A 23699-nucleotide genomic window follows, 5' to 3' on the forward strand; every position below is an offset into this window, starting at 1 on the left:
GTGGCCCCTCCAGTCCGCCGGTCTCACCCCGCCCGGGGCCCCCCCCCCCCCCCCCGGGGGGGGCCCCCCCCCCGGGGGGGGCCGGGCCCCCCCCCCCCCCCCCCCCCCGGCACCCCTCATCTTGACCGGAGCACCCCGACGATGCGCATACGAATCGTTTTCTCGGCCGCCCTGGCCGCACTCGGCCTCATGTTCCTGCTCCCCGCCGCGGCCCACGCCCACGGTGACACCGTGAAGGTGGTGGTGACCGGGCAACGGGAGGGTCATGTCACCGCCGACGTCACCTGGGAGAACGACGGGGACGCCGTCGACGAGGCCGTCGCCGCGACCGTGAACGCGGTCAGCGTGGACGGCTCCCGCACCATGGGGCCGTGGCGCCTGGTCCGCGACACCACCGCGGCGCCCGCGGGCTGGACCACGGCCGAGGTGCTGCCGCCGGGTTCGTGGAAGGTGAGCGTCGACGTGGGCTTCCCGGCCCTGGGGCACGGCGAACTCGAAGTGGCCGTACCGGTGGTGGACCCGGCTCCGGCTCCGGCCACCCCCACCCCGGTCGCCTCCGCGCCGGCTCCCGTGCCGTCGGCCGCCGCGCCGGTGTCGTCGTCGGCCTCCGCCGCGGCCCCGGCCGCCTCGTCGGCGCAGGGCGCCACCGAAACGGCCGCCGAAACCGAGGGGTACGCCATCTGGTGGACGACGGCGGGTGTGGCGGTGACCGCCCTGGCCGGCGCGGCCGTGGGTCTTCTTCTCCGCCGTCGTCGGCGCGTGCGGCTCGACCGTCTCAACTAGGGACGCCTGCATCCGGTCCAAGAGGGTCCGAGAGGGTCCGAGACCGCTCCGGCCCGGCCTGTGCCCCGTCATCGGGGCCGGGGCCGGGCCGGAGGGCTATGCCCGGGCGTCGCGGCCCGCGGCCACCGCGGCCACGACCGCCTCGGCGAAGCGTTCGAGCCCCTGCGGGTTGATGCTCAGGAAGAGATTCGGCTCGATGAGTTCCAGCTCCATGACCACGGGTTCGCGGGCCTCGTTCAACGCCAGGTCCACCCGGGCGAACAGCGGCTCGTCCGGGGCGGGAACCGCGGCCAGCGCGGCCCGTGCCGTACGGAGCTCCGCCTCCGACGGCTGGTAGGGGGCGGCTCCGGGGTGCGGCGCCCGGAAGTTGTCGATCAGCCCCGCCTCCGTGAGCAGGGCTTCCTTGCGGATCGCGTGGCTGAAGGTGCCACCGAAGAAGATCAGCGCCCGCTCCCCCTCCTCCACCAGCGGCAGATACGGCTGGACGATCACCGTACGGCCCTGGTCGAGCAACATCCGCGCGTGCCGCTCGGCGTCCGCCCCACGGCCGGTCTCGTAGCGTGCGGTGTCGCGTGCGCCCGAAGAGACGGCCGGTTTGACCACCACCCCGTGCGGCCCGTCGAAGTCCGCCGCGTCGTAGCGATCCCCCGGATCGACGACCCGGGTCGGTACGACGGGGACCCCACACGCGGCGAGTTCCGGCAGATAGCGCTTGTCGCTGTTCCAGCGCACCAGCGGCGCCGGATTCCACAGCCGGGTGACCTTGGCCGTCGCGTCCGCCCAGGCCAGGAACTCCGCCAGTCGGTCCGCGTAGTCCCAGGTCGACCGGATGACCGCGAGGTCGTAGCCGTCCCAGTGCGGTGCCCGCGCGTCCCAGGCCACCGCCTGCGCGGACAGGCCCGCCGCACGCAACGCCGCCAGGATCAGCGGGAGATCCGCATCCTGGTCGGCGCCCCCCTCGCTCGTCACGACCGCGATCCTCGCCGTACCCATACGGGTCTCCCGTCCTCACTCCGCGGACCGCCCGATGCGGTCGCCCCCGGATGATCACTCTTCCACACACGCCACGGCGGGAACCCGACCGCCCCATCGTGCGTCGTACCCGAGGTGGAAGACGGTCCGAGACATACAGACGGAGCCCCGCTGCCGGCGTCGGCGGTGGCGGGGGGTGGCGCGCGCCGCGCCGCCCGGTGGGGGTGGGGCACCGACGGCCGGGGCCGTACCCGGTGGTCGCGCGGGCGCGTCCCGGCGGTCCTCGCCATGGTGAGCGCCGCGCTGCTGGTGTTCCACTCCGCGGTCCCCAACGCCGTGGGCCGACTGGGCAGTGCGCTGGAGACGTTCCTGCCCTGGCTCGGCCTCGCGGTTCCGGTCCTGCTCGTCTCGGCGCTGGTGCGCCGTTCGGCCACGGCCCTGGTGGCGGTTCTGCTGCCCGCCGCCGCGTGGGCGGGGCTCTTCGGCGAGCTGCTGCTGCCGCCGGACCGCGACGGGCACGACATCACGGCCGTCCAGCACAATGTGAGCGACGAGAACCCCGACCCCACGGGGACGGCGCGCGCCCTGATCGGTACCGCCCCGGATCTCATCGCCCTGGAGGAACTGACGCCCTCGGCGCTACCGGCCTACGAGGCCGCGCTGGCGGCCGCGTACCCGTACCACGCGGTGGAGGGCACGGTCGGGCTCTGGTCGAGGCACCCGCTCACCGCCGTCCGCCGCGTGGACATCCGACCCACAGGCATCGGGGAGGGCTGGGATCGTGGCCTGCGCTGCGGTGTGCTCACGCCACAGGGTGAGATCGCGGTGTACGTGGCGCACCTGCCGTCGGTCCGTTTCCGGGTGAGCGGTTTCGGTTCGGGCCCGCGGGACGAGAGCGCGCGCCTGCTGGGTGCGGCCGTCGCCGCCGAGAAGCTCGGGCGGGTGATCCTGCTGGGTGACCTCAACAGCACCGTGGACGACCGGGGGCTGGCCCCGCTGACCTCCCGTTTGGGCGCGCCGCGCCGGGGGCCGGCCCTCAGCTGGCCCGCGGCCCTCCCGGTCGCCCGGATCGACCAGATCCTGACCCGCTCGGCGACCGCCTCGGAGGTCTGGACGTTGCCCGCCACCGGCAGCGATCACCTGCCGGTCGCCGCCCGCATCAGGTTCGACGACTCATAGCCGGATGGTGACCTTGCCGCGCACGTGGCCGTCCCGGAGGTAGCGGATGGCGTCGGGTAGCTCGGCGAGCGGGTAGGTCCGGTCGACGGCGGGTGTCACCGAACCGGCCTCTATGAGTTCGGTGAGGGCTTCGAGGTCGCGGCTGCGCACCAAGGTGCCGTGGGCGCGCAGGCGGTGGCCGACGAAGGGCGACAGCAGCATCGCGCCCAGCTGGCGCTGGTTGCCGCCGATCCAGTCGCCGCCGTCCTCCCCGCCGACGATGGCGAGGGTTCCGCGCGGGGTGAGGGCGCGGCGCAGCCGGGCGATGGGCCGGTTGCCGGCGATGTCCAGGATGACGTCGTAGTGGCGGCTGCCGTCGACGGGGTCCTGCCGCGTGTAGTCGATGACCTCGTCGGCGCCGAGGGAGCGAACCAGATCGGTCTTGGTGGTGCTGCACACTCCGGTGACGTGCGCGCCGTAGGCCTTGGCCACCTGTACGGCGAAGCTGCCCACGCCTCCCGAGGCGCCGAGGACGAGGACGCGCTGACCGGCCTCGACCTGTCCGCTGTCCCGTACGGCGCCGAGCGCGGTGCAGGCGGAGACGGGCACCGCCGCGGCCTGTTCGAAACCGAGGCCGGCCGGCTTGGGTGCGAGGGTGCCCTCCTTGGCGAGGGCGAACTCGGCGAACGAACCCTTGCAGTTGCCGTACACCTCGTCGCCCGGTCGGAAGCGGGTGACCTCCGGGCCTACGGCTTCGACCACCCCGGCGACGTCCATGCCACGGACGCGCGTCCTCGGTCTGCGCAGGCCCGACACGGCACGGACCGCGTAGGGCAGGCCCGCCATGAGGTGCCAGACGCCTTGGTCGACGCCGGCGGCGCGTACCCGTACGAGCACCTCGCCCCGGCCCGGCTCCGGCCGGTCCGTCTCCTCCATCCGCAGGACCTCGGGCGATCCGTAGACGTCCTGGACCATGGCCTTCATGCGTCTTCCCCTTCGGCTGAGGTGTACTGGAACACGGTGTCGAGCGGGACCGCGAACACGCGGGCGATCTCGAAGGCCTTCTCCAGGGAAGGCGAGTAGCGGCCCTGCTCGATGGCGATGACGGTCTGACGGGTCACGCCGATCCGGCGGGCCAGTTCGGCCTGGGTCATCTCGCCGTTGGCGAAGCGCAGGGCCCGGATGCTGTTGGTGACCCGGGTGGGCCTCACCACGGGTGGAAGCCCAGCCGGTAGGAGGCGATCTTCGCGGTGGACGCGAGCAGCGCCGACAGGACGAATCCCAGGTAGATCGCGTTGGCGATCCAGAACTGGTCCGCCTCGGCCATCGCCAGGAGCATCGCGGTCACGGCGCCGATCGCGATGAACGACTGGCCGATGTGCTCACCGAACTGGTTGATCTCCCGGTCTCGCTGGTCCTTGACCTTGCCCTCCTCGGGCGAGAGCAGGGACACGGTGATGTGGAGCGCGATCGAGGCGACGATCGCGGCGCCGACCGTCCACAGCAGGGCGGCCGCGTAGGGCTGCTGGGTCAGGGGCTCACTGCCGGACCGCCCGAGGACGATGGCCAGATACGCCCCGTACGACACGACCGTGACCACGATCATGATCCACGCCCGTTTCTCCTCGACCGCCACGGCCACTCCCCATGTAAAGAAAACCCGACATCGGCAGTGTCAAGGAAGCAGGACATCATGTCAATGTTTCTTTACTTCGACGGGCGCGGGCCACGCCGCCTCCGCAGGATCGGCGGTGACGCGCGGCGAACGAGGCCGGTGCGGGGAGCGCGCCTCAGCGGCCCGGGGCGGGGGGCGCCTCGAGGAGCTCGGGCCCGTCGTTGCGCACGTTGTTGACCGCGGTCGACACGGCGCGGACGTCGAGCCGGCCGCCCGCGGGGGCGGCGAGCAGGGCGCGCAGCGCGTCCGGGTCCTGGTGGGAAGGGTCGAGCCAGGCCTCGTAGTCCGCCGGGGCGAGGGCCAGCGGCATCCGGGGGTGGACCCGGCCGGCCGCGTCGGTGGCCTCGGTGGTGATGATCGTGCAGGTCGCCCACCACGCCGCCGGATCGTCGTCCGCCGTGACGGCGGGGTCACGCCAGAACTCGTACAGCCCGGCCATCGCCATCACATCACCGTCCTCGGGACGAATGAAGTACGGCTGCTTGTAGGCCTTCACGGAACCGGAGGCGGGCACGGGCTCCCACTCGTAGAACCCGTCGGCGGGCAGCAGGCACCGGCGCTTGGCGAAGGCACGCCGATAGGCGGGCTTCTCGTGAACCGTCTCCACCCGCGCATTGATCATCTTCGCGCCGCCGGACAGGCTCTTCGACCACGAGGGCACCAGTCCCCACCGCAGGGGCCGCAGTTGCCGCTCCAGTACCCCGCTCTCCCGGTCGGCGCGCTCCAGTACCGCCCACACGGCGTCGGTGGGGGCGACGTTCCAGCTCGGCTCCAGCACGTGCCCCGGATCCGGGGGCGTGGCCTGGAACAGGCCGGACAGGTCCTCGGGACCACGGGTGGAAGCGTAACGACCGCACATACCCTCCACCCTGCCGGCTGGACCGGGCGGGCGCGGGCTACGCCGCGAAGTCTCCCGGCCCGGGGCCGTCGTGGCGGTCGACCTGATGGATCCGCAGTGCGAGTTGGAGTTCCAGCGCCCGCTCCGGGCCCTGCCAGTCCCGGCCGATCAGGCTGCCGACGCGCTCCAGGCGCTGCACGACGGTGTTGACGTGCACGTGGAGGATCTCGGCGGCGCGGGACCGGCTGGCGCCCGCGTCGAAGTAGGCCCGCAGGGTGTGGGCCAGGTCGGTACCGCGCTTCGCATCGTACGCGAGCACGGGGCCCAGGGTCTGCCGTACGTAGCCGCCCAGATCCGTCTGGTCGCCCAGCAGCACGCCGAGGAAGCCGAGGTCGTGGAGGGCGGCGCCGGTGCCTTCGCGGCCCAGGGCGCACAGCGCGGTCCGGCAGCGGCCGGCCTCGGCGTAGGCGTCGGCGAACTCCGCGGGGCCGGTCACCGGCCCGGCGGCCCCGACCGTGACGGGGGCGGCGAGGGCCTGACGCAAGTCGCCGGCGAGGCCGGCGGCGGCGGGGCCGACTCCCGGGGCGACTCCGGGTCCGGCTTCGAGGGCGACCCCTCGGCCTGCTCCGGGTGCCTCGGTGGGACAGACGAGGACGACGTCGTCGTGGTGGGGCCCGGCGAGACCCTTTCGGACCTGGGCGATACGGGCGGCGGCGGCCAGCAGCCGGGCCCGGGGTACGGCCGCGGAGTGCAGGACGAACACCGCGTGCGGGTGGCCCAGGTCCACGCCGAGCCGGCGGGCGCGCGCCGACAGGCCGGCCGGGTCGGCGGCCCGGGTGAGGAGGTCGCCCAGGAGCTCGCCCCGTATCCGGTCCTCGGTCTCGGCGACCGAGCGGCGCAGGAGCAGGAGCAGGGCGGTGACCAGGCCGGCGCGTTCGAAGAGCCGGCGGTCGGCGTCGCCGAGGTCGGCGCGGCCGGTCAGGGCGACGCTGCCGAGCAGCTCCTGTCCGGCGAGGACCGCGCACACCCACGTTCCGTCGACGAAGACGGCGCGTCCGTCGGCCCGCGAGGCGGCCACGGCCCCGGCGGACGGGGGCCGCGGATCGGTGCCCGCCCGGGCGAGCTCGGCCCCCTCGGCGTCGTGGACGAGGGTGCCGCCCTGCAGGACGGTACCGATGGCGGTGGCCACGTCGGTGACGTCGCCGCCGCGCAACACCAGGTCGGTGAGCCGGTCGTGGGCGTCCTCGGCGCGGCGCATGGCCTCGTTGTGCGCCTCGATGGTGCGCGAGGCCGCGTTGAGGTCGACGAGCGCGGTGCGCGTCTCGTCCAGCAGGCGGGCGCCGTCGATGGCGATGGCGGCGTGATCGGCGAGCGAGGACAGCAGGGCGACCTCGTCGGGCGTGAAGGTGCGGGCGGTGCGATCGGCGGCGTAGAGGACGCCGATCACCCGGGTGCCCAGGCGCAGCGGCACGCCGAGGATGGCGCGGAGGCCCTCCTCGGTGACGGCGGTGTCGATGGTCCTGGTGTGCCGGAACCGCTGGTCGTCGCGGTAGTCACCGGTGGAGTACGGGCGGGCGGTCTTCGCGACCAGTCCCCCCAGCCCCTCCCCCATACCGAGGCGCACCTGCTGGAACGCGGCGGAGACCGAGCCGTCCGTCACCCGCATGTACGTGTCGCCCGCCGCCTCGTCGTTGAGGGACAGGTACGTGACGTCCGTGCCGAGGAGCAACTTGGCCCGGTGGACGATGGCCTTCAGCACGGCGTCGGGCTCGCGGAGGCGGGCGAGGTCGCCCGCGGTGTCGAAAAGGGCGGCGAGTTCGGCTTCGCGGCGGCGGTGCTGGCCGAGGGTGCGGCGGATGCGGAGCGCGACGCGGGTCGCGTCCGCGATCACCGCCGCGTCGGCGGCGGCGTCCGTGTCGGCGTCGGCGCTGGTGTCGGCGTCGGCGAGCGCGGCGTCCTGGAACGCCTCGACGGGTGCGCCCTGATCCAGCAGGTCCAGGAGGTTGCGCAGCCGCAGCAGCGCGCCGGTGCCGGTGCCGCGGGCCCCGCTGTCTTCGGTGGTGGGCATCGGGTGCTCTCCGTGATGCTCGACGCGGACATGGGCGGCGCCCTTCGAACCGGCCCGGAAGGTCAGTTGTCGGCCGGCACCGGGTCGTGCCCGGCCGAGCGGGTGGCCGGGACCGGGGCCCGTACCGGGGTGTGTTCCCGGGCCAGGCTACGCCCGCGGGTCTCCGTGGCCACCAGGACGGTCAGCGTGGTGACCACGGCCGCCGCGGCGAGGTAGAGGGAGACGGGCACGGACGAGTCGTAGTCGCGCAGCAGGGCCACGGCGATGATCGGGGCGAGCGCGCCACCGAGGACGGAGGCCAGCTGGGACCCCATCGAAGCGCCGGAGTACCGGACTTCGGTGGCGAACATCTCGGAGATGAAGGCCGCCTGCGGTCCGTACATCGCGCCGTGCAGGAGCAGCCCGACGGTCACGGCCGCGGCGATCACGGGGAAGGACTTGGAGTCCAGCAGCGCGAAGAACGCGAAGGCCCAGCCGATCATGCCCACCGAGCCGATGAGGGTGACGGCACGGCGCCCGACGCGGTCGGAGAGCGCACCCCAGGCCGGGATGGTCACGAAGTGGACGGCGGAGCCGATGAGTACGGCGTTCAGGCCGTCGCTCTTGGGCAGCCCGAGGTGGCTGGTGACGTAGACCAGCAGGAAGGCGGTGAGGACGTAGTACGAGATGTTCTCGCCGAGGCGGGTGCCGATCGCGGTCAGGACCCCGCGCCAGTTCGTACGGAACACCTCGGCCACGGGCGGCTCGGCCTTGGCCCCGGCGGCGGCCTGCTCCGCGGCCCTGGCCTGCGCCTCCAGGAAGACCGGGGACTCCGAGACCGACACCCGGATCCACAGGCCGATCATCACCAGGACCCCGGAGAGCAGGAACGGGATCCGCCAACCCCAGGCGAGGAAGGTCGCGTCGGACTGTACGGCGGCCAGGAGCGCGAGCACCCCGGTGGCCAGCAGATTGCCTCCGGGCGCGCCAGCCTGGGGCCAGGAGGCCCAGAAGCCGCGACTCCGGTCGTCCCCGTGCTCGGAGACCAGGAGCACCGCCCCGCCCCACTCGCCGCCGAGCGCGAACCCCTGGATCAGGCGCAGGAGGGTGAGGAGGATCGGGGCGCCGACGCCGATGCTCGCGTGGGTGGGCAACAGTCCCATGGCGAAGGTGGCTCCGCCCATGAGGAGCAGGCTGAGGACGAGCAACCGCTTGCGGCCGATCCTGTCGCCGTAGTGACCGAAGACCAGCCCGCCGAGCGGGCGGGCCGCGAAGCCGATGGCATACGTGAGGAAGGCGAGGAGGGTGCCGACCAAGGGCTCGCTGCCGGGGAAGAACAGCTCGTTGAAGACGAGTGCGGCGGCCGACCCGTAAAGGAAGAAGTCGTACCACTCGACGGTGGTCCCGACGAGACTGGCGGCGACGATTCTCCGGATGCCGGACGGGGCCGGTGCGGCGGCGGTTGCGGGGGAGGTCATGTGCACCACTTCCGGGGTCTGCGGGGACGTTGGGTGTGGCCACACCGTAGAAGCCCGCAGGTCGGCGGCGTATGTGGCGGGACATCACATTCAGGCACCTCCTTGTGTATCCGACCACCACACCGTCGTCGTGGACACCCTGAAGGCTTCCGGAACGTCCTGCCGACACCTGCCGTAAACGCGTGGATCAGCCTGTTTTGCACCCCGCGTGCTGACTCCCGTGCTGGTTCGGTGCTGACCCGAAAGCCCTTGTCAGCACCTCTGGCAACCCCTCCCGTGCTGGTTCGGTGCTGACTACGCAGCGTTGAACTCGGTCATTCACGGGATCGGATCGGCGCCTCCCCTCCGACGATGCGGCCGACCGGACGAGACCGGTCGGCCGCCGGGCGTCAGGCCGCTTGGACCACGGCCTCGAACTCAAGCGGCAGGGTCAGTTCGGTCTCGCGCGTGAAGACCGAATCCATCAGGGCCCTCAGCCGTCCCGGGGCATCCGGCATCACATGCGCGTATGTCTCGTGGGTGATGCGCGGATCCCTATGTCCGAGCCACTCGGCCATATCGGTTACCGGTACGCCCTTCGACAGCCCCGCCGAGGCGAAGAAGTGGCGCAGCCAGTGCGGGGTGATCTTCCTGGTGATGCCCGCGCTCTGCTTGGCCTTACGCCACAGGCGGTCGACGAGCGAGTACATGAGGATGTTGGTGCCCCCGACGTTCGAGAAGAGGTAGTCACCCGGGAGCCGGTTCACCACATCCCTGACGCGGAACGTTCCATACCGCTGGACGTGCTCCTGCACCCTCGCAGCGATGCTGGGCGGCAGCGGAACCGCCCGACCCTCGTCCAAGTCACGCCACTTGAGCTGCCTTACGCAGTGCGCCCGCCCCCGGCCCTTCGTAATCGCCCGCTCAACAGCGGTTCTCGGCTCCTCGTTCTCACCGTCCTGCGTGACCTGACGATCGACGTAGATCAGCCCCGCCTCGAAATCGAACTGCTGCAGCGTCACAGCACACGCCTCGCCGATGCGCAGCCCACAGCCGGCCATCAACCACACCAGGAGCTTGTACGGGCCCGGGAGGTGCCTCTCTATGGCTTCGATCTCCTCCAACGTGGGCAGACGAATGGTCTTCTTCGCCTTACGCTTCACCCGCCGCCGGCTGGTACGGACGTGCTGGCACGGGTTCTTGGTGATGTACTCATTGGCGACGGCGAAGCTGAAGACTCCAGCGAGAGTCTCGTAGCGGTTGATCGCCGTCGACTCCCTGTAACCACGTTCCTCGACCATCCACTTCAACCACGCCTGGAGGTCCTTCGGTCTGACAGCACCAATGGCGGTGCCGCCGAAGTACGGCTCCACATGAAGACGCAGGCTCGTCTCGTACTGGTACCGCGTACCGTTCACACGATCCCCTGACGTGATGAACTCGCGGTACACAGCGGCAAGAGGATGCAAGAGACCCGTCGGCGCGATATAAGTGCCGAGATCCTTGTCCCGCTCCACCTTGGTGGCAAAGACGTCAGCCTGCCCCTTCCTCTCGAAGGACTTCTCTCGCTGACCTCCCGCCCTACCACCCGGTTCGCGGTACCGGACGGTCCACGGATGACCGCAACGGGACTGCGCACACGGGTAGTGCACGTTCCTCGGGTCGTCTTTGCACTTCTGCAACACGCGGGCCAAGCTTCAGATCCTCCATTCCTGAGCCTCGCGGAAGGCTCACCTATCCGTACCGGCCGTCGAGGTAGGCAACGACATCTCGCTCGCGAAATCGGAGGAGCCGACCCACCTTCTGGGGGCGAAGCCCCCAAGATCGATACTTGTTCTTCACGGTGACTTCGCTGACCCTCAGCCATTCAGCCACTTCGGCCGGCGTGAGCAACCGATAACTCCCACCCTGCGCCAATCAAAGACCTCCGGTCTTCGCTCTCCCCAGTCCCATAGAACGGAGCAAGCGGTTACGAACACTTACCGGGCCCATGATGCGAAGAATCACCGGTTTCGGAATCCGGGGATCCCGGACTATATTGCACCCAACCGCCCGAACGGTCTGGGCTGCCCATCTCTCGCGAAGGCGGGTAGGCGGCGGTCAGTGCAACTGAACCCTCTCCAGACCAACTAAACTCACGGATTCCAGCCTTTTGGTGCACGAGGTGAAGTTCACAATCTCGCACCGACCCTTCTCTTTAGCCATTGAAGTTGCAGACACTCGTACGTTGGCATGCCCTTCGGACTGAAATCCAGTCCTTCATGTCTGCCGTCGGCGAATGGTCGATGTAAGGGGCGCGCGGGCCATTGACGCGCCCGCTCCATTGCGGCCACTGGCATACGAAGGGACCGACTGTCGAACGCGGCGATACCGTGCCTGAGGGTTTTCCCGCAACTGCCCTGATGGCCGCGGGTCGTCGTGGCAGCCACCGAAACTGGGTACAGCAGGACATGGCCGACTGGCATCATGGCTCACATGATCATTTGCCGAAAGGCCGATGCCACGTAGACGGCCGCGCGCACTCCGCGCTGAACAACCGGTCTCCCGAGTCTGGGGGCCGACCCCATCGTTCCGGATCCATGGACTCTCCGCCCGGGCGAGCCTGGCCGTGCACCAGGCCGAGCACCTGAGCGACAGCTTCTACCTCCACCCAGGTGCCACCGGCCGTGCGTTGCGGCGGTACCACGCGTTCCTCCACCCACCGGGCAGACGTCCGCTGTACCCGCGGAAATCGTTCTGCTCGTGCACCTGGTGCTCCTTCGACGACGTCAGACATGCACGCGACGTGCTGGAGGAGGTACTGGAGCGGCTGCCGGAACGAGCCCGTGCCGAGCTGGACAGGCTCGTGAGGCCCATGGATGCGGTGTTCTTGCGCCGTACTCTGCCGGACCCGTTCGCGCAGCGGCGCCAGTGGCGGACAGAGTTCTGGTGGTACCGCCGCCTGGTCGACAGGTCGGAGTGGGGGTGACGGAACCCGTGGTCGCGCCCTGCCGAGGTGGGATGATCACAGCCACGGGTGCTGTGTTCACGGCGTCGGAGTAGTCCTGGACAGTCCCGTTCGCCGGGCTGAGCTCGCACGGCTTCCGCAAGCTGATCACGGTCCTGCGCCGCGAAGGCGTCGACACCATGCGGCTGGGCCGACCCTGGAGTCTTTCGCTGGAGGACCGGGTCCTGCTGGTCGCGGCCTACTGGCGGGCCAACCTGACTCTGCGGCAGGGCAGGTCTACAACCAGCTCGACTACTTCCTGCTGTACGGGGCTTTCGAGACGGAACGAGACCTGGGCAGCTTCTACACCGGCTGCGGGTACGGCGTGCGCGCTGCCGGCCAGGGATTCCTCCTCGACCGCATCGGGCTGCCCTTCGGGATCAGCGCTGGCCCCCGAACAGTGCGTGTTCACTCGCTGGCGGGCGCCGCAGCGCTGAGCCCCCGCCACGCCCGGGGCATGGAAGCCCAGCAGGCACCGTCCTCCGCCCCTTCCCGGAGTCAGGGGCGCTCGGCAGCAGGGGCCCAGTAGTGCTCCAGCATCACCGCCGGCCAGGCCGGGGCGGTGACGGGGCCGCGGGGCCCCATCTGCTCGAAGTAGGGGCCGAGATCGTAGATCGGGGTGCCATCGACGGCGTCAAGGTCGGTGACGTGCAGGTCCCGTCCTTCGACCTTGAGCAGCCGGGGAAAGCTGGTCGCCATACGGTTGGGGCGCCTGTGGTTTCGGTGCACGAAGGTGCCGGTGGGCTCCCATTCCGGGTTGTTCCGGGGGCTGCGGGCTCCGAGGTGGAGGTCGGCATCGGATCCCAGGTGGAAGCGCCAGGTGACGATCAGGTGGGAGAACTCGCCAAGGCCCTGCAAGGTATCCAGCGGGAAGTCGGGGCGAAGGCGGATGATCGATTCGACTCCGCCCTGGTAGTCATCGGCCGGCTTCTCGTGGCCGCCGACGACATGGGCCACGGGCTCCAACGTGATCAGGTCGTCCACGAAATCCTCCCCTACGACTAGCGGCAAGGCCGGGGGGGTTCCCCGGTTCGAGCCGGTGCTGTGATGGCTCGGTCAGCGTACCCGGCTGATCACCGTGCGGGCCCGATCGTCGAGTTGGGCCAGCGCCGTTCCTCCGCGGCCTCGGTAGGGAGACAGGGAGCGGCGCATCTGGACCACGGTGTCCAGGGCTCGACCGGACTGGACCCCCTGCATGGTGTCCAGGGCCTGGGACCAGGTGGCACAGGCCGCATCGACAGCTCCGCGCTGTATCGCACCGCGCCCAAGAGGCCGAGAGTGACCGCGTGGGTGCGGGCGAACGGCTGGGCGCGGCGGGTGCGGACGCTGCGCTGGAACTCACGTTCAGCTCCGCGGAGATCTCCGAGGCCCTGCAGGGTGCGGGCCGTTTCGTGCGCGAGGCTTGCCTCGGAGAAGAAGAAGACTCGGGCAGGCTCGCCGTCTCCGCTTTCAGCGTGGCGCAGGTCGTCTTCGGCACGTAGCAGAGCGGCGACGGCCTGCTGCTTGTGGCCAGCTGCGGCCAGGCTGCGTGCATGCACGACCCCCAGGAGGGAGCGTTCGCGCGGGCTCGCGTCCGTGTAACGGCGGCGGGCGACGGAGGCTTCGGCCAGTCGGAGGGCTTGGGTGGGATGACCGAGGTCCAGGGTCTGGTGCGCCTGGGCCCGGAGGATATGGCCGGCGAGGGGAGCGTCGTCGGCTTCGGCAGACAGCCGAAGAGCAATACCGAGCCACTTCTGGGCGAGGGCGTGCTCGGAGGAGTCGAAGGCGGTCCAGCCCGCCAGGTATGCCAGTTCGCCGGCAGCAGTGAACATCTCCTGCCGCGTGTGGTGATCCGGGAATCGGCCGCCGAGGTAGCCGGCGACGTCGGTCCGGAGGTAGGCGACGAGGGCGGAGCGGCCGTCCTGGCCGCCGCGGCGCTGTTCGCGCTGGGAAAGCAGCTGTGTCATCTCCCGTACGGCGGCAACGCCCATCACTTGGCTGAGCACCCGATTCAGCCACCCGCTACATCCCGGTGGCTGCGCGCGGGGTTTCGCTGAGGGCGAGCTCGACCGCACCGTGGTTAATCAGCGCAAGGCGCAGGCAGCTCCATTCCGGTGCAGTCCGATCGGCGGCCTGCTCGAACAGCTTCGTCGCCAGGTCGCTGATCCTGCGCTGGTCGTAGGTGTTCGTCTCGGCGTCCAGCGTCGCGGCCGCGATCTTCCATGCCTTGGGGCTGTCGGGGTGCCCAGCGGCACGTTTGACGACCTGGTAGGCCGAGTCCAGCACCGGTTGCTGGTCGACGGTGCGTCCGGTCAGGTCCAGCCAGCGCTGGTCGTCGAAACCGGCGGCGAGGGCGAACCGGCCCGCGCCGCTCAGCGCTTCGGGCGGCAGGCCGAGGTCCAGCACAGCGGCCCAGAGGTTCCCCGCCCGCTCCATCCACGGATCGGAGCCCGGGAGGTCCCGCACACCACGCGCGAACTCGGCCAGAATCCTCGATACGGCCTGTGGGCCACCTGACCCTTGGGCCAGCTGTGCGAGGAGGGGACCTGCGGGTTCGAGGGCGTCGGATCCGTCGATCAACGCCTGGGCGACCTTCACGAGAACGGGATGGCCTTCCGGTTCCCGGACCGCGCCCAACAGGGCCTCCCGCTCGAAGCCCGACATCAGGCTGCTGTCAAAAACGCGGGAGCGGCGAAGCCACGTCCACGCGGGGCGCCACGGCGCGTCCAGGGCGAACAGCACGCTCTCGTGGCCGCCGGCCCACCCGGGGGCGGCGTGAACGAGCTGGGGTAGGCAGTAGCCCACGACGGCAAGCGCCTGGTCGTCGACGGGTCCATCCACGACCCGGTCGAGCAGCGCGAGGAGTGGCTGCGGCAGGTCAGCCTGGGCGCCATCGAGGCCAGCGCGCGACAGCCCCCAGACGATCAGCGACAGAAGAGCAGTGCCGCCGGGTGCAGCCATCGCCTCGTCGAACGCACGGGGTGTGGTCGTCCTCGGCTCGATCCAGCAGCCTGCCAGGTCGCTGAGCCAAGGCTTCGCCTCCGCCTCCACCTCCGGCTGTACCCCCTCTGCCCAGGCCTTTTGCAGCAGAGCGCAGACCAGCATCCGAAAGCGTTCGGTGTCCGGGCCGCTCGCGTCCGCTCCAGGGCGAACGGCGAACGCAGCTTCGGCGATCGCCGCGTGTGAACCGTCGGGAAGCTCACCGTCGGCTGCCGCGCGCTGCAGCGCGTTGAAGAACGCGAAGTGGAGCGAGGGGCCGGCGACAGGCGCGAGCTGCGCGGCGCCCACTGCCCACGGCGCCGGGTCCTGGCCGATGAGCTCGGAGAGGAGCCCCGCCCGGTAGCCATCACCGTCGGAGTCGTCATCCCTGGGAACCGGGGTGCGCACGAGCTCTTGCAATGCGGCGGCCGGCCCGCTCGCTTCGACGAGTTCGGCGAACGCGGTGAGGGACAGGCCGCCGTGGTGCTCCGTCCACACGCTTATCCGGCCCTCCGGGCGGCCGGGAGTCGTGCCGTCGGTGAGCTGGACCAAGGTGTCGAGCAACGGTTGCCACTCGGCCAAGAAGGGCAGGGGCAGAGCGGAGGCGAGGGCCCACACCGATGCCCAGGGAGCCGGGAGCACTTCGTTCGACCTGTCGCGCTCGGACTTCCACGTGGTGATCTCTGCCCGTGTGGGCGCGTCACCCAGGCCCGTCCGCAGCGCCGTGTCCAGGGCGGAATACCGCTCGGTGGGGCACTCGCGGCCGGCCAGCGCGATGACGTCGAAGACATCGGCGGTGGGAGAGTGGGTGGTCGCGACCCGGCCGACCAGGGGGATGAGGGCATCCCACCATTGCTCGGCCCGCTCGGGCGTTGCGGAGTCGATCGGATGGCTCTCCGCAAGGTGCACGGCGATGATTCGCTCGCGATGCGGTGATGCCGGCACCTTCCCCTTCAGGGCCTGGACGCGGGTGGCCAGGGGGATACCCAGCCGGGCGTCCGAGGCAGCGATGTCGAGCACGGCGCGCGCTGCGGCGACGGAGCTGGAGTGCGGGGGGTCGTTCAAGGAGACCTCGGTCAAGTCGTTGACCCAGTCCGCGTCGAACATACCCTGCCCTTCGGCGAGGCGATGCGCCAGGAACCCGGCCACAGCATTGCGGATGATCACTGGCAACCGGTCGCCGGCGGGACGCGGTTCACCGTCCGGGTGCGCGGTCTCGGAAAGGGCCTTCAGGAGCTGGGCTACGGGCCATGCGTCCCGACCACGGTGCTCGAAGGGGCGAAGCACCGTCTCGACGACCTGAACCCACCCGGCGTCACGCGCGGGCGGATCTATGTCCAAGGCCCAGTCGCTGACCCGCAACAGCACGGAGGGATCCGGCAGGTCCTTGACGATCCTAATGAGGAGGGGACCGGCTGGCATGCCCGCCTCGCCGATCGCGACCACGACGAGGCCGACGGCACCGGGGCCGAGCTTCACGATGTCGGAAAGATGTGGCTCCACCCATGCCAGGACGCCCGCGGCATCTCGCTGCAGCTGCCGCTGGAAGTACGGCAGGGCGGGCCACCGGGCGGTGTCAGGTAGGAGCCGTGCCAGGGGAAGCATGGTGAGCCACCTCCCGCTGGTCGCTGTCCTGAAAAAGTACGCGCCGGCCCGGGGATCGGTCATCAGCGACACCTCGGTGGCGTCGGAGGACGTGGGCTCCTCCAGCAGCGCGAGCGAGTGGATGCGCTCAGCCCGTTCCGGCAAGCCGACGAACAGCTGCTCGAAGGCGGCGACCACCCGATGGAACCGCTGATGGGTCTCTGCCACATTCGCGGACGAACCGTGCAAAGTTCCGGAGGTCTCTTGGTGGAGTCTTGTCCAGGACTCCCGTGCCGCCTCGACCTCCGCGGGCCCGAACTGCTGGCGGGTCATCTGATCGAGCAGGTGGTTGAGCTGCTTGATGCGTTGACCGCCCGCGTTCTCCTCCTCGCCGCGATAGCCAGCCACGGCTTCGACTAGCTCGTCAAGGGCCGCAGCGGGCACATCCTCATCGGCACGCCATACGTCCGAGACGCGCTCCGCCGAGTCGGCCAGGCGCCGCCGCGCGGCGAGGATGCCGGGAAAATCGGACGGAGTCATCTTCAATACGCTGTCGATCGCTCCACGGCAGCACGACTGCGCGACCTCGTACGGCGCGTGCCAGGGCCCCGGGGCGTCCAGAATGGCGGCGGCGTCCCGCAGCAGGTTGAGGGCCCGCTCCCCGTCGTCGCCCAAGGCGCGCAACACCTCGGCCAGATCCGCGGACACTGCGGCTTGAAACGGTCCGGTGCTGGGGGAGGACTCCTCAAGGTTCACCGGGCAACCGTATCGGGCACACCAGCAATCCACTGCGATCCGCCGAGAGGGCAGGCACAGTCCCTAGACTTCGGTGGCGTCGATAGGCTCCAACACGCAGGTACACCGGCGCCAGCCACGCAGGGCTGAGGGCGCGCAGGGACGGACCAGGCACCGAGTGGATGTCTTGGGCGATCAACAGCGGATCGGGCGGCTCCAGCGGTCCCGCTCCACGGCACGTGCAACCTGATCACGGCGGACGTCGAATGGGTTGAGGTCGTCATCGCGGTCTGGGTAGCGCAAGGACCGGTGCGCGGCTTCGGCGAAGTACAGCGCCAGCTGGATCCTCCCGGGACTGACCAGCCGAGCATCAAAGGTCTCGGTATGTCCCCTCTGGGGCATCTGTTCTGCAGTCAAGAAGGACGTCTGGACGATCCGCAGGTGCGGCTTGGCGCGGGGTGTCCGGCAGTGTGAGCAGCCACCGAAGGTGCCGTGGCCTGGTAGGCCTTCGATCGTGAAGGCTCCGAAGCCAACCGCGTCCCACACCCGTAAGGCGCAGGTGTCGAGAACAGCCCGCTCGATCGCTTCACCATCGCGGGCCGTTGGTACAGCCAGGTCGGCAAGCAGGGTCCAGCCGTGTCGTTCGTGCTGGCGGATTCTGCGTTGTCGTGGCTCCGAGCACACTCGGGACTGCTGCACGATCAGGTGACACCTGACCTGGCTTGCTGAGAGGCGGCCTGGAAGGATGTTGCAGTGCCCAAGCCGTATCCCAAGGAGTTCCGCGAGGACGTCGTGCGGGTCGCGAGGAACCGCGAGCCCGGCGTCACGCTGGACCAGATCGCCGCCGACTTCGGTGTCCATCCGATCACGCTGTCGAAGTGGCTGCGCCGCGCCGACACCGACCGGGACGCCGGGCCCGCGCCGGTGTCGGGCGAGTCGGCCGAGCTGCGCGAGGCCCGCAAGCGCATCCGGCTCCTGGAGCAGGAGAACGAGGTGCTGCGTAGGGCTGCGGCGTATCTGTCGCAGGCGAACCTGCCGGCAAAATGATGTACCCGCTCGTCCGCGAGCCGGCCGCCGCCGCTGCCCCTGGCCGGGTGCCGGTGGCGGTGACGTGCCGGGTGCTCAAACTGGCCCGCCAGCCCTACTACCGGTGGCTGGCCTCACCGGTCACCGACACCGAACTCGCCGAGGCATACCGGGCGAACGCGCTGTTCGATGCTCACCGCGACGACCCGGAGTTCGGCCACCGCTTCCTGGCCGATGAGGCCCGAGCGGCCGGTGAGGCGATGGCTGAGCGGACCGCCTGGCGGATCTGTCGCGACAACCGCTGGTGGAGCGCGTTCGGCAAGCGCCGGGGCCGGGGCAAGAGCGTCAAGGCCGGCCCGCCGGTCCACGACGACCGGGTGAGGCGAGACTTCACCGCGGACGGGCCGAACCGGCTCTGGCTGACGGACATCACCGAGCACGCCACCGGCGAGGGCAAGCTCTACCTGTGCGCGGTCAAGGACGTCTACTCCGGCCGCATCGTGGGCTACTCCATCGACGCCCGGATGAAGTCCAGCCTCGCCGTCAGGGCCCTTGAATCCGCCGTCGCCCGCCGCGGCCAGGTCGAAGGATGCATCGTGCACTCCGACCGCGGGTCGCAATTCCGTGCTCGGAAATTCGTTGCCGTTCTCGCACGTCACCGCATGGTCGGATCGATGGGCCGGGTCGGTGCCGCCGGCGATAACGCGGCCATGGAGAGCTTCTTCGCGCTGCTGCAGAAAAACGTCCTCGACCGCCGTACCTGGGCCACCCGCCAGGAGCTGCGGATCGCGATCGTCACCTGGATCGAGCGCACCTACCACCGCCGTCGGCGTCAGAGACGCCTGGCTCGATTGACCCCCGTCGAGTACGAGACCATCATGACCCCAGCTGCAGTCCTGGCTGCATAAACCCCGCTGTCACCCGACCATGCAGCAGTCCCCTCCAACCTGCACTGCACCGAAGACGGGGTGATGCATCGCGTATACAGCTGCTGGCCGTTCTGGAGAGAGTCCCATGGCGAAGGGATAGCAGGAGGCTCTGACAATCGCCGACCTCGCCTACACGAGGGTCCTGCTCCCGCGGCTAGTCACCCGACGGGAAGGCGGAGTGCGGTGGCCCCCTAGCTTGGCGCGGCCACCGAGACGCCCCGAGCATGCTGGCGACAATACGGCTGGTGACCGCAGACCCGTCCGGGCTGGTCTGCGGCACCAGGCCTGCCGAATATAGAGCGACAAGCCTGCCGTCCTACTGGGCGGCGCTTCGATCGGGTCGCCCTCGACGTCGACCGCGCGCCTTGCTCAGAGAAGGGCTCTGGTGTCGAGGCATGACGCGATGCAGCCATCTGGGGTCGGCCTGGACGCGCAGCAGATCTGCATGGGTGCTGCTCGAGTCGCGCCACGTCCCGAGGGACCTGAAGCGGAGCTGCAGTGTCCCAGGACGCCCTTGGGGATCAGCGAGTTCGATTCGGCACTCGCGGTCATAGTGCGGGTCGACCCATACGGCGTCGCACTGGCAGTGCCTCTTGTCCACGCGGAGTTCCATTCCCCACTTGGGATCGGTCAGGTGTTCAACGAGTGCGTCATGCGCGGGAAGGACGTCCTGGTCGTGGTTGAGTTCGAACTTCCAGTCGTCCCAGGTGGCCCAGTAGCGCGTGCAGTATGCACTGCTGACCTCATGCAGGAGGCCGACCCTGCGCAACAATCCGCTGGGTAGCCATGAGGCGTCCTCCATTGCGCGCCAATAGTCCGCGTGGTCTGTCCGAAACTCTCGCTCTTGCTCGGCCAGAGTCGGCTCGTTCCAGCAGGGCCTGTAGCCGGCGCCTGACAGCTCGCTGTGCCGCTCCCCGACGAGGGTGGCCCAGTCGGTGTCACCAGCACTGCGCAGGATGACTCTGGCGGAGGTACCGACGAGCGTCAGATGGAGCGCCCTCCGGGATACCCTGGCGACTCGGATTCCTGAGACGCCGATGTGCTCGCTCCCCTCGCTACGGACCGACTCCGGGACTTCGGCGGGCAGGAGTCCTTCAATAGCGTGGGCCACCAGGGGATGGCCGTGGCGGGTCATGGAGTCGTCCAGCGTCACCGTGCTGGCGCCAGGGCCCGGAAGCACGGAAGCAATTCCAAGGGGGTGCGCAAAGTAGGCGACGTCTCCCTTGAGGTGCTCAAATACCAGGCCCTCAAGCTGGCGCAGGGCGCCTTCGGCTGTCGAGATCGGCCGGCTGCCCGGCGCCTTGTCCTTCATCTGCTGCAGGGCAGCCTGGTGCCCGATCCCCGTGTAGGCCCGGTATCGCCTGGCGTTGCGGTCGGCGTATCCGCGTGGCATGTCTCTCTCCTTGAGGCCTTGGTCGGTTGCCGCCGACCCGGCCCGACGAAGTGCAGGATGAGAGTGCGTGAAGCAGCTTTCGGTGGTGGATCACGGGTGGAGCGAGGAGCGACTTCTTCATCCCGGGACACCGCGGTCGGGCAGTGTGGGGAAGGGCCTCCCGTAAGGCCCGTCCCCAGGATCCGTGGGCAATTCCACGCGTGTCACGCCGCCACACGGGAGGTTCACGCGTCTGGCGCAACCGTACCCTCCTGCCGCTGTCGACCGGGCGGTCAACCAGTACCAGGTTGGAGGTCGAAGGTTGCGCTGCTGAAGGAAGTACGCAGAACTCCAACTCGCCGCATTCCGGGCTACGACCGCGCACGACATCGCCACCATGACGTAGACGCAGGCGGAACAGCCCGCCGCCCTCCCACGGGTCTGATCACACGACTTCTGGGAGGGCATCCGCCCGAACTCGATCCTGCCTGCACGTAACTGTGCTCGGTGCCCGTCCGCAGGACACCGAAATTCGCAGTGATCACTTCGCCATGTCCCCTACCCTGCCGGACACCACCTGCCCCTCAGGACGAGGACACCACAATGACGAGCAACCCCGCCGTACGCCCGGAGATCATCGACTTCTACACCCGCTCCGACGAGGCCGCACGACTGCACACCACCGCCACGGGCACCCTGGAACTCGCACGCACCCGCGAGTTACTACGCCGCCACCTCCCGCCCACGCCAGCCCGCGTGCTCGATGTCGGTGGTGGCCCAGGAACCCACGCCCGATGGCTCGCCGCAGACGGCTACACCGTGCACGTCGTGGACCCCGTACCCAAGCACGTCAGCCAGGCAGCCGCTCTCGACGGCGTGACAGCCGAGCTGGGCGACGCCCGCCACCTCACCGCCGCAGCCGGCACGTATGACGTAGTGCTGGTCCTCGGTCCCCTCTACCACCTCCACGACAAGGCCGACCGGCTCTCCGCGCTGACCGAAGCTGCCCGCGCAGTCCGGCCCGGCGGTCTCATCGCCGCAGCCGCGATCTCCCGCTACTCCCCCCTCCTCGACTACATGGCCACCACCGGCATCACCGAGCCCGCCATCCAGGACGGAGTACGCGACACCCTCGACCAGGGCCGCTACGCAGGACAGCGCGGCTTCACTGTCGCCTACTTCCAGAGCTCCACCGAGCTCCGCGCGGAAGTCACCCAGGCCGGACTCACCAACCCCACCGTGTACGGCATCGAGGGACCCGGCTGGGTGGCGGTGAAGGCCATCGAGAAGTACACCGACACCAACCTCCTGGGCACGGACATGTACGACGCAGCCCTCGCCGCAGCACGGATCGCCGACCCACACCCCGCACTCACCGACGCCTCCGCCCACATCCTGGCCATCGCCAACACCCCTGGCAGAGCCCGGACCGGCAAGTCATAGTTGACGCGGTTATCATGCGGGCACACCAGCAATCCACGTAGACCCGTCGAGAGCGCAGGCCCAGTCCCTGACTTCGGTGGCTCCGGCAAATTCCAACGCGCAGGTGCAGCACCGCCAGCACGCAGGGCTGAGAGTTGGCAGCTGTGGACCAGGGCTGGGCGCCTACCTCGCGAGAGGCAAGGTGGAGGAGCCGGTACGGAACTCGCCGCGGTCCTCGGCGCGGATCAGTACACCGCGAGCATGACCATCAGGCCAAACTGGACACGCTCACCGGCAGCGGGCCGTACCGTGATTCACGGCCGGTGGTCGATCTGCGGGAGCACATCCACGAGATGACCGCCCAGCCCGCTCTCGTCAGAACACCCACGGAGCCGCGATGACCACCCAGCCCACGAACGACCCTTCCGTGACCGACCGGCGTCTGCTCTCCACGCAGGCCTACGGCACCGGCCAGCACCTCGCAGCCCCCAGTCCCTCTACCAATGGCAGACCCCGCGACACGACCTCCCCGGCATCGTCGTCAACGAGGAGCCCTGCTCCCGCGGCTGGTCGCCCGACGGGGGGCGGAGCATGGATGAGCAGCCCGGTGGCTCGAGTAGGTGATGGGCGTCTGGTACCCATCTTCCACCCCCGGCGGGTGGAAGAACTCCAGCGCTGGGTCCGTTCAGACCGCTAACCTGCCGGAAGCGTCTCCTGCCCGGCAACCAGTTCCAGGGGGTACCCCGTGGCCGTAACTTCCGTCCGGCCCGAGTGGGCGTCACTTCCTCCCGAGGCACGGGCTTACGTGGAACTCCGGCTGGGCTCCCCCGTAGCCGGGGCGATCCCGTGCACCGGCGGGTTCACCCCCGGTATGGCGTCCCGGCTCCTCCTGGACGACGGGCGGCATGTATTCCTCAAGGGGATGAGCGGTGATCACCCGTTCGCCCCGCAGTATGCGGACGAGATCGCCGTAACCTCGGTCCTTCCGGACGATGTGGGGCCGCGTGTCCTGTGGTGGGCCACGCCGGAGGACAGCGCCGGATGGTGGTGGCTGTGCCTCGAGGACATCCCCGGAACGGTGCCTGTGCTGTCACCGGATTCGGCGGATACGTTGATGGCGCTGGACGCCGTCGAGCAGGCTGGAAAACTCCTCACCCCCTCGCCGCTGGACAACGCACGTCCGATCACCGAGCTGGTGGGCCGGTGGCTTACCGGATGGTCGACTCTGGCCGCACAGACTCCGGATGATCTCGACCCGTGGGCAGCTGGACATATCAGTGCCCTTGCCGAGATCGAGGAGAACTGGCAGCAAGCGGCGGCCGGGAGGACGCTTCTGCACTGGGATCTGCGGCCGGACAACATGCTGCGCCGTGAGGACGGGTCGGTCGTCATCATCGACTGGTCCTATCAGAATCAGGGTGCGGCCTGGATCGACCCGGCGGTTCTGGTGCCTCACCTGATCATGGACGGCCACTCGCCCACCGAGGCCGAGGCCGCGGTGAGCCATCTTCCGCAGCCTGACGATCCCGCTGTACTCACGGCATTCGCCGCCGGGATCGGCGGGTACTGGGAGAAGTCGTCGCGCCAGCCAAATCCGCCAGGTGTTCCGTTCCTTCGTGCCCACCAGGTCCGGGCCGGGGGGGGCGCCCCCCCGGGGGGGGGGGGGCGCCGGGCGGGGGGGGGGGGGGGGTTTTTTGTTGGGGGGGGGGGGGGGGTGGGGGGGGGGGGGGGGCGGGGGGGGGGGGGGGGCGCGGCGG

The 23699-nt window shown here is 69.9% G+C and carries 19 protein-coding genes and 2 pseudogenes; 8 read left to right on the plus strand and 13 right to left on the minus strand.

The annotated features are described in order from the left end of the window. The first annotated feature begins 141 nt into the window (after positions 1-141). Entirely contained in the window at positions 142-783 is a 642-nt protein-coding gene (locus ACGFYY_RS30050) for a hypothetical protein (RefSeq protein WP_365278110.1), read from the plus strand. A gap of 96 nt (positions 784-879) precedes the next feature. Here the strand turns inward: ACGFYY_RS30050 and ACGFYY_RS30055 are convergent, their stop codons facing one another. Beyond that, complete coding sequence (locus tag ACGFYY_RS30055) at positions 880-1752, minus strand: RimK family alpha-L-glutamate ligase (RefSeq protein ID WP_393714137.1); 873 nt, start codon at positions 1750-1752, stop codon at positions 880-882. A 291-nt stretch (positions 1753-2043) separates the two neighbouring features. Between ACGFYY_RS30055 and ACGFYY_RS30060 the strand changes: the two genes are divergently transcribed. Further along, complete coding sequence (locus tag ACGFYY_RS30060) at positions 2044-2934, plus strand: endonuclease/exonuclease/phosphatase family protein (protein WP_393714139.1); 891 nt, start codon at positions 2044-2046, stop codon at positions 2932-2934. Here the strand turns inward: ACGFYY_RS30060 and ACGFYY_RS30065 are convergent. From ACGFYY_RS30065 to ACGFYY_RS30100, 8 genes are all read right to left on the minus strand, one after another. Beyond that, positions 2929-3897 (minus strand): NAD(P)-dependent alcohol dehydrogenase, encoded by a 969-nt coding sequence (locus tag ACGFYY_RS30065; RefSeq protein ID WP_393714141.1) that lies wholly within the window; start codon positions 3895-3897, stop codon positions 2929-2931. The genes ACGFYY_RS30060 and ACGFYY_RS30065 overlap by 6 nt on opposite strands. Continuing rightward, entirely contained in the window at positions 3894-4067 is a 174-nt protein-coding gene (locus ACGFYY_RS30070; RefSeq protein WP_393714201.1) for a helix-turn-helix transcriptional regulator, read from the minus strand. Before ACGFYY_RS30070 ends, ACGFYY_RS30065 begins: the two co-directional genes overlap by 4 nt. 53 nt (positions 4068-4120) lie before the next feature. Continuing rightward, positions 4121-4549 carry a hypothetical protein gene (locus ACGFYY_RS30075; protein WP_030772541.1) on the minus strand — a complete coding sequence of 143 codons (429 nt, stop codon included), beginning with the start codon at positions 4547-4549 and terminating at the stop codon, positions 4121-4123. 154 nt (positions 4550-4703) lie between these two features. Further along, the gene (locus ACGFYY_RS30080; protein ID WP_393714144.1) at positions 4704-5447 is read right to left on the minus strand and encodes an SOS response-associated peptidase; all 744 of its coding nucleotides are present in this window, start codon (positions 5445-5447) and stop codon (positions 4704-4706) included. Positions 5448-5484: 37 nt separating this feature from the next. Further along, entirely contained in the window at positions 5485-7494 is a 2010-nt protein-coding gene (locus ACGFYY_RS30085; protein WP_393714146.1) for a helix-turn-helix domain-containing protein, read from the minus strand. 62 nt (positions 7495-7556) lie between these two features. Continuing rightward, positions 7557-8951: an MFS transporter gene (locus ACGFYY_RS30090; protein WP_393714148.1), complete on the minus strand. Its 1395-nt coding sequence runs from the start codon at positions 8949-8951 to the stop codon at positions 7557-7559. A gap of 389 nt (positions 8952-9340) precedes the next feature. Beyond that, complete coding sequence (locus ACGFYY_RS30095) at positions 9341-10615, minus strand: tyrosine-type recombinase/integrase (RefSeq protein WP_393714203.1); 1275 nt, start codon at positions 10613-10615, stop codon at positions 9341-9343. Positions 10616-10664: 49 nt separating this feature from the next. Beyond that, the gene (locus ACGFYY_RS30100; protein ID WP_191869031.1) at positions 10665-10847 is read right to left on the minus strand and encodes a helix-turn-helix domain-containing protein; all 183 of its coding nucleotides are present in this window, start codon (positions 10845-10847) and stop codon (positions 10665-10667) included. Between the two features lie 1149 nt (positions 10848-11996). Here ACGFYY_RS30100 and ACGFYY_RS30105 point away from each other — a divergent pair. Then, a pseudogene (locus tag ACGFYY_RS30105) lies at positions 11997-12146 on the plus strand (IS5/IS1182 family transposase); the annotation flags it as partial. Positions 12147-12414: 268 nt separating this feature from the next. Here ACGFYY_RS30105 and ACGFYY_RS30110 read toward each other — a convergent pair. Beyond that, positions 12415-12900 carry an SAM-dependent methyltransferase gene (locus ACGFYY_RS30110; RefSeq protein WP_393714151.1) on the minus strand — a complete coding sequence of 162 codons (486 nt, stop codon included), beginning with the start codon at positions 12898-12900 and terminating at the stop codon, positions 12415-12417. Between the two features lie 302 nt (positions 12901-13202). On the opposite strand from ACGFYY_RS30110, the gene ACGFYY_RS30115 reads away from it, so the two are divergent. Both ACGFYY_RS30115 and ACGFYY_RS30120 read left to right on the plus strand, forming a co-directional pair. Then, entirely contained in the window at positions 13203-13397 is a 195-nt protein-coding gene (locus ACGFYY_RS30115; RefSeq protein WP_393714153.1) for a hypothetical protein, read from the plus strand. Between the two features lie 51 nt (positions 13398-13448). Next, complete coding sequence (locus ACGFYY_RS30120) at positions 13449-13952, plus strand: hypothetical protein (protein WP_393714155.1); 504 nt, start codon at positions 13449-13451, stop codon at positions 13950-13952. Here ACGFYY_RS30120 and ACGFYY_RS30125 read toward each other — a convergent pair. Beyond that, positions 13918-17214 carry a hypothetical protein gene (locus tag ACGFYY_RS30125; protein ID WP_393714157.1) on the minus strand — a complete coding sequence of 1099 codons (3297 nt, stop codon included), beginning with the start codon at positions 17212-17214 and terminating at the stop codon, positions 13918-13920. The genes ACGFYY_RS30120 and ACGFYY_RS30125 overlap by 35 nt on opposite strands. Positions 17215-17388: 174 nt before the next feature. After that, positions 17389-17892, minus strand: a complete 504-nt coding sequence (locus ACGFYY_RS30130) for a hypothetical protein (RefSeq protein WP_393714159.1) — start codon at positions 17890-17892, stop codon at positions 17389-17391. A gap of 54 nt (positions 17893-17946) precedes the next feature. On the opposite strand from ACGFYY_RS30130, the gene ACGFYY_RS30135 reads away from it, so the two are divergent. Next, positions 17947-19127 (plus strand): IS3 family transposase gene (locus tag ACGFYY_RS30135; protein WP_393714161.1). Its coding sequence is split into 2 segments (ribosomal slippage): positions 17947-18231 and positions 18234-19127, totalling 1179 coding nucleotides; the frame shifts between segments, so codons are not numbered across the junction. Positions 19128-19464: 337 nt separating this feature from the next. On the opposite strand, the gene ACGFYY_RS30140 is transcribed toward ACGFYY_RS30135, so the two are convergent. Continuing rightward, positions 19465-20541: a hypothetical protein gene (locus ACGFYY_RS30140; protein WP_393714163.1), complete on the minus strand. Its 1077-nt coding sequence runs from the start codon at positions 20539-20541 to the stop codon at positions 19465-19467. A 582-nt stretch (positions 20542-21123) separates the two neighbouring features. Here ACGFYY_RS30140 and ACGFYY_RS30145 point away from each other — a divergent pair. Next, a complete protein-coding gene (locus ACGFYY_RS30145; RefSeq protein WP_393714165.1) occupies positions 21124-21963 on the plus strand; it encodes a class I SAM-dependent methyltransferase in 840 nt (279 codons plus the stop codon). Positions 21964-22813: 850 nt separating this feature from the next. Further along, positions 22814-23425: pseudogene (locus ACGFYY_RS30150) on the plus strand (phosphotransferase family protein); the annotation flags it as partial. Between the last annotated feature and the right edge of the window lie 274 nt (positions 23426-23699).

The organism is Streptomyces sp. NPDC048331 (assembly GCF_043201215.1).
Lineage (GTDB): Bacteria > Actinomycetota > Actinomycetes > Streptomycetales > Streptomycetaceae > Streptomyces.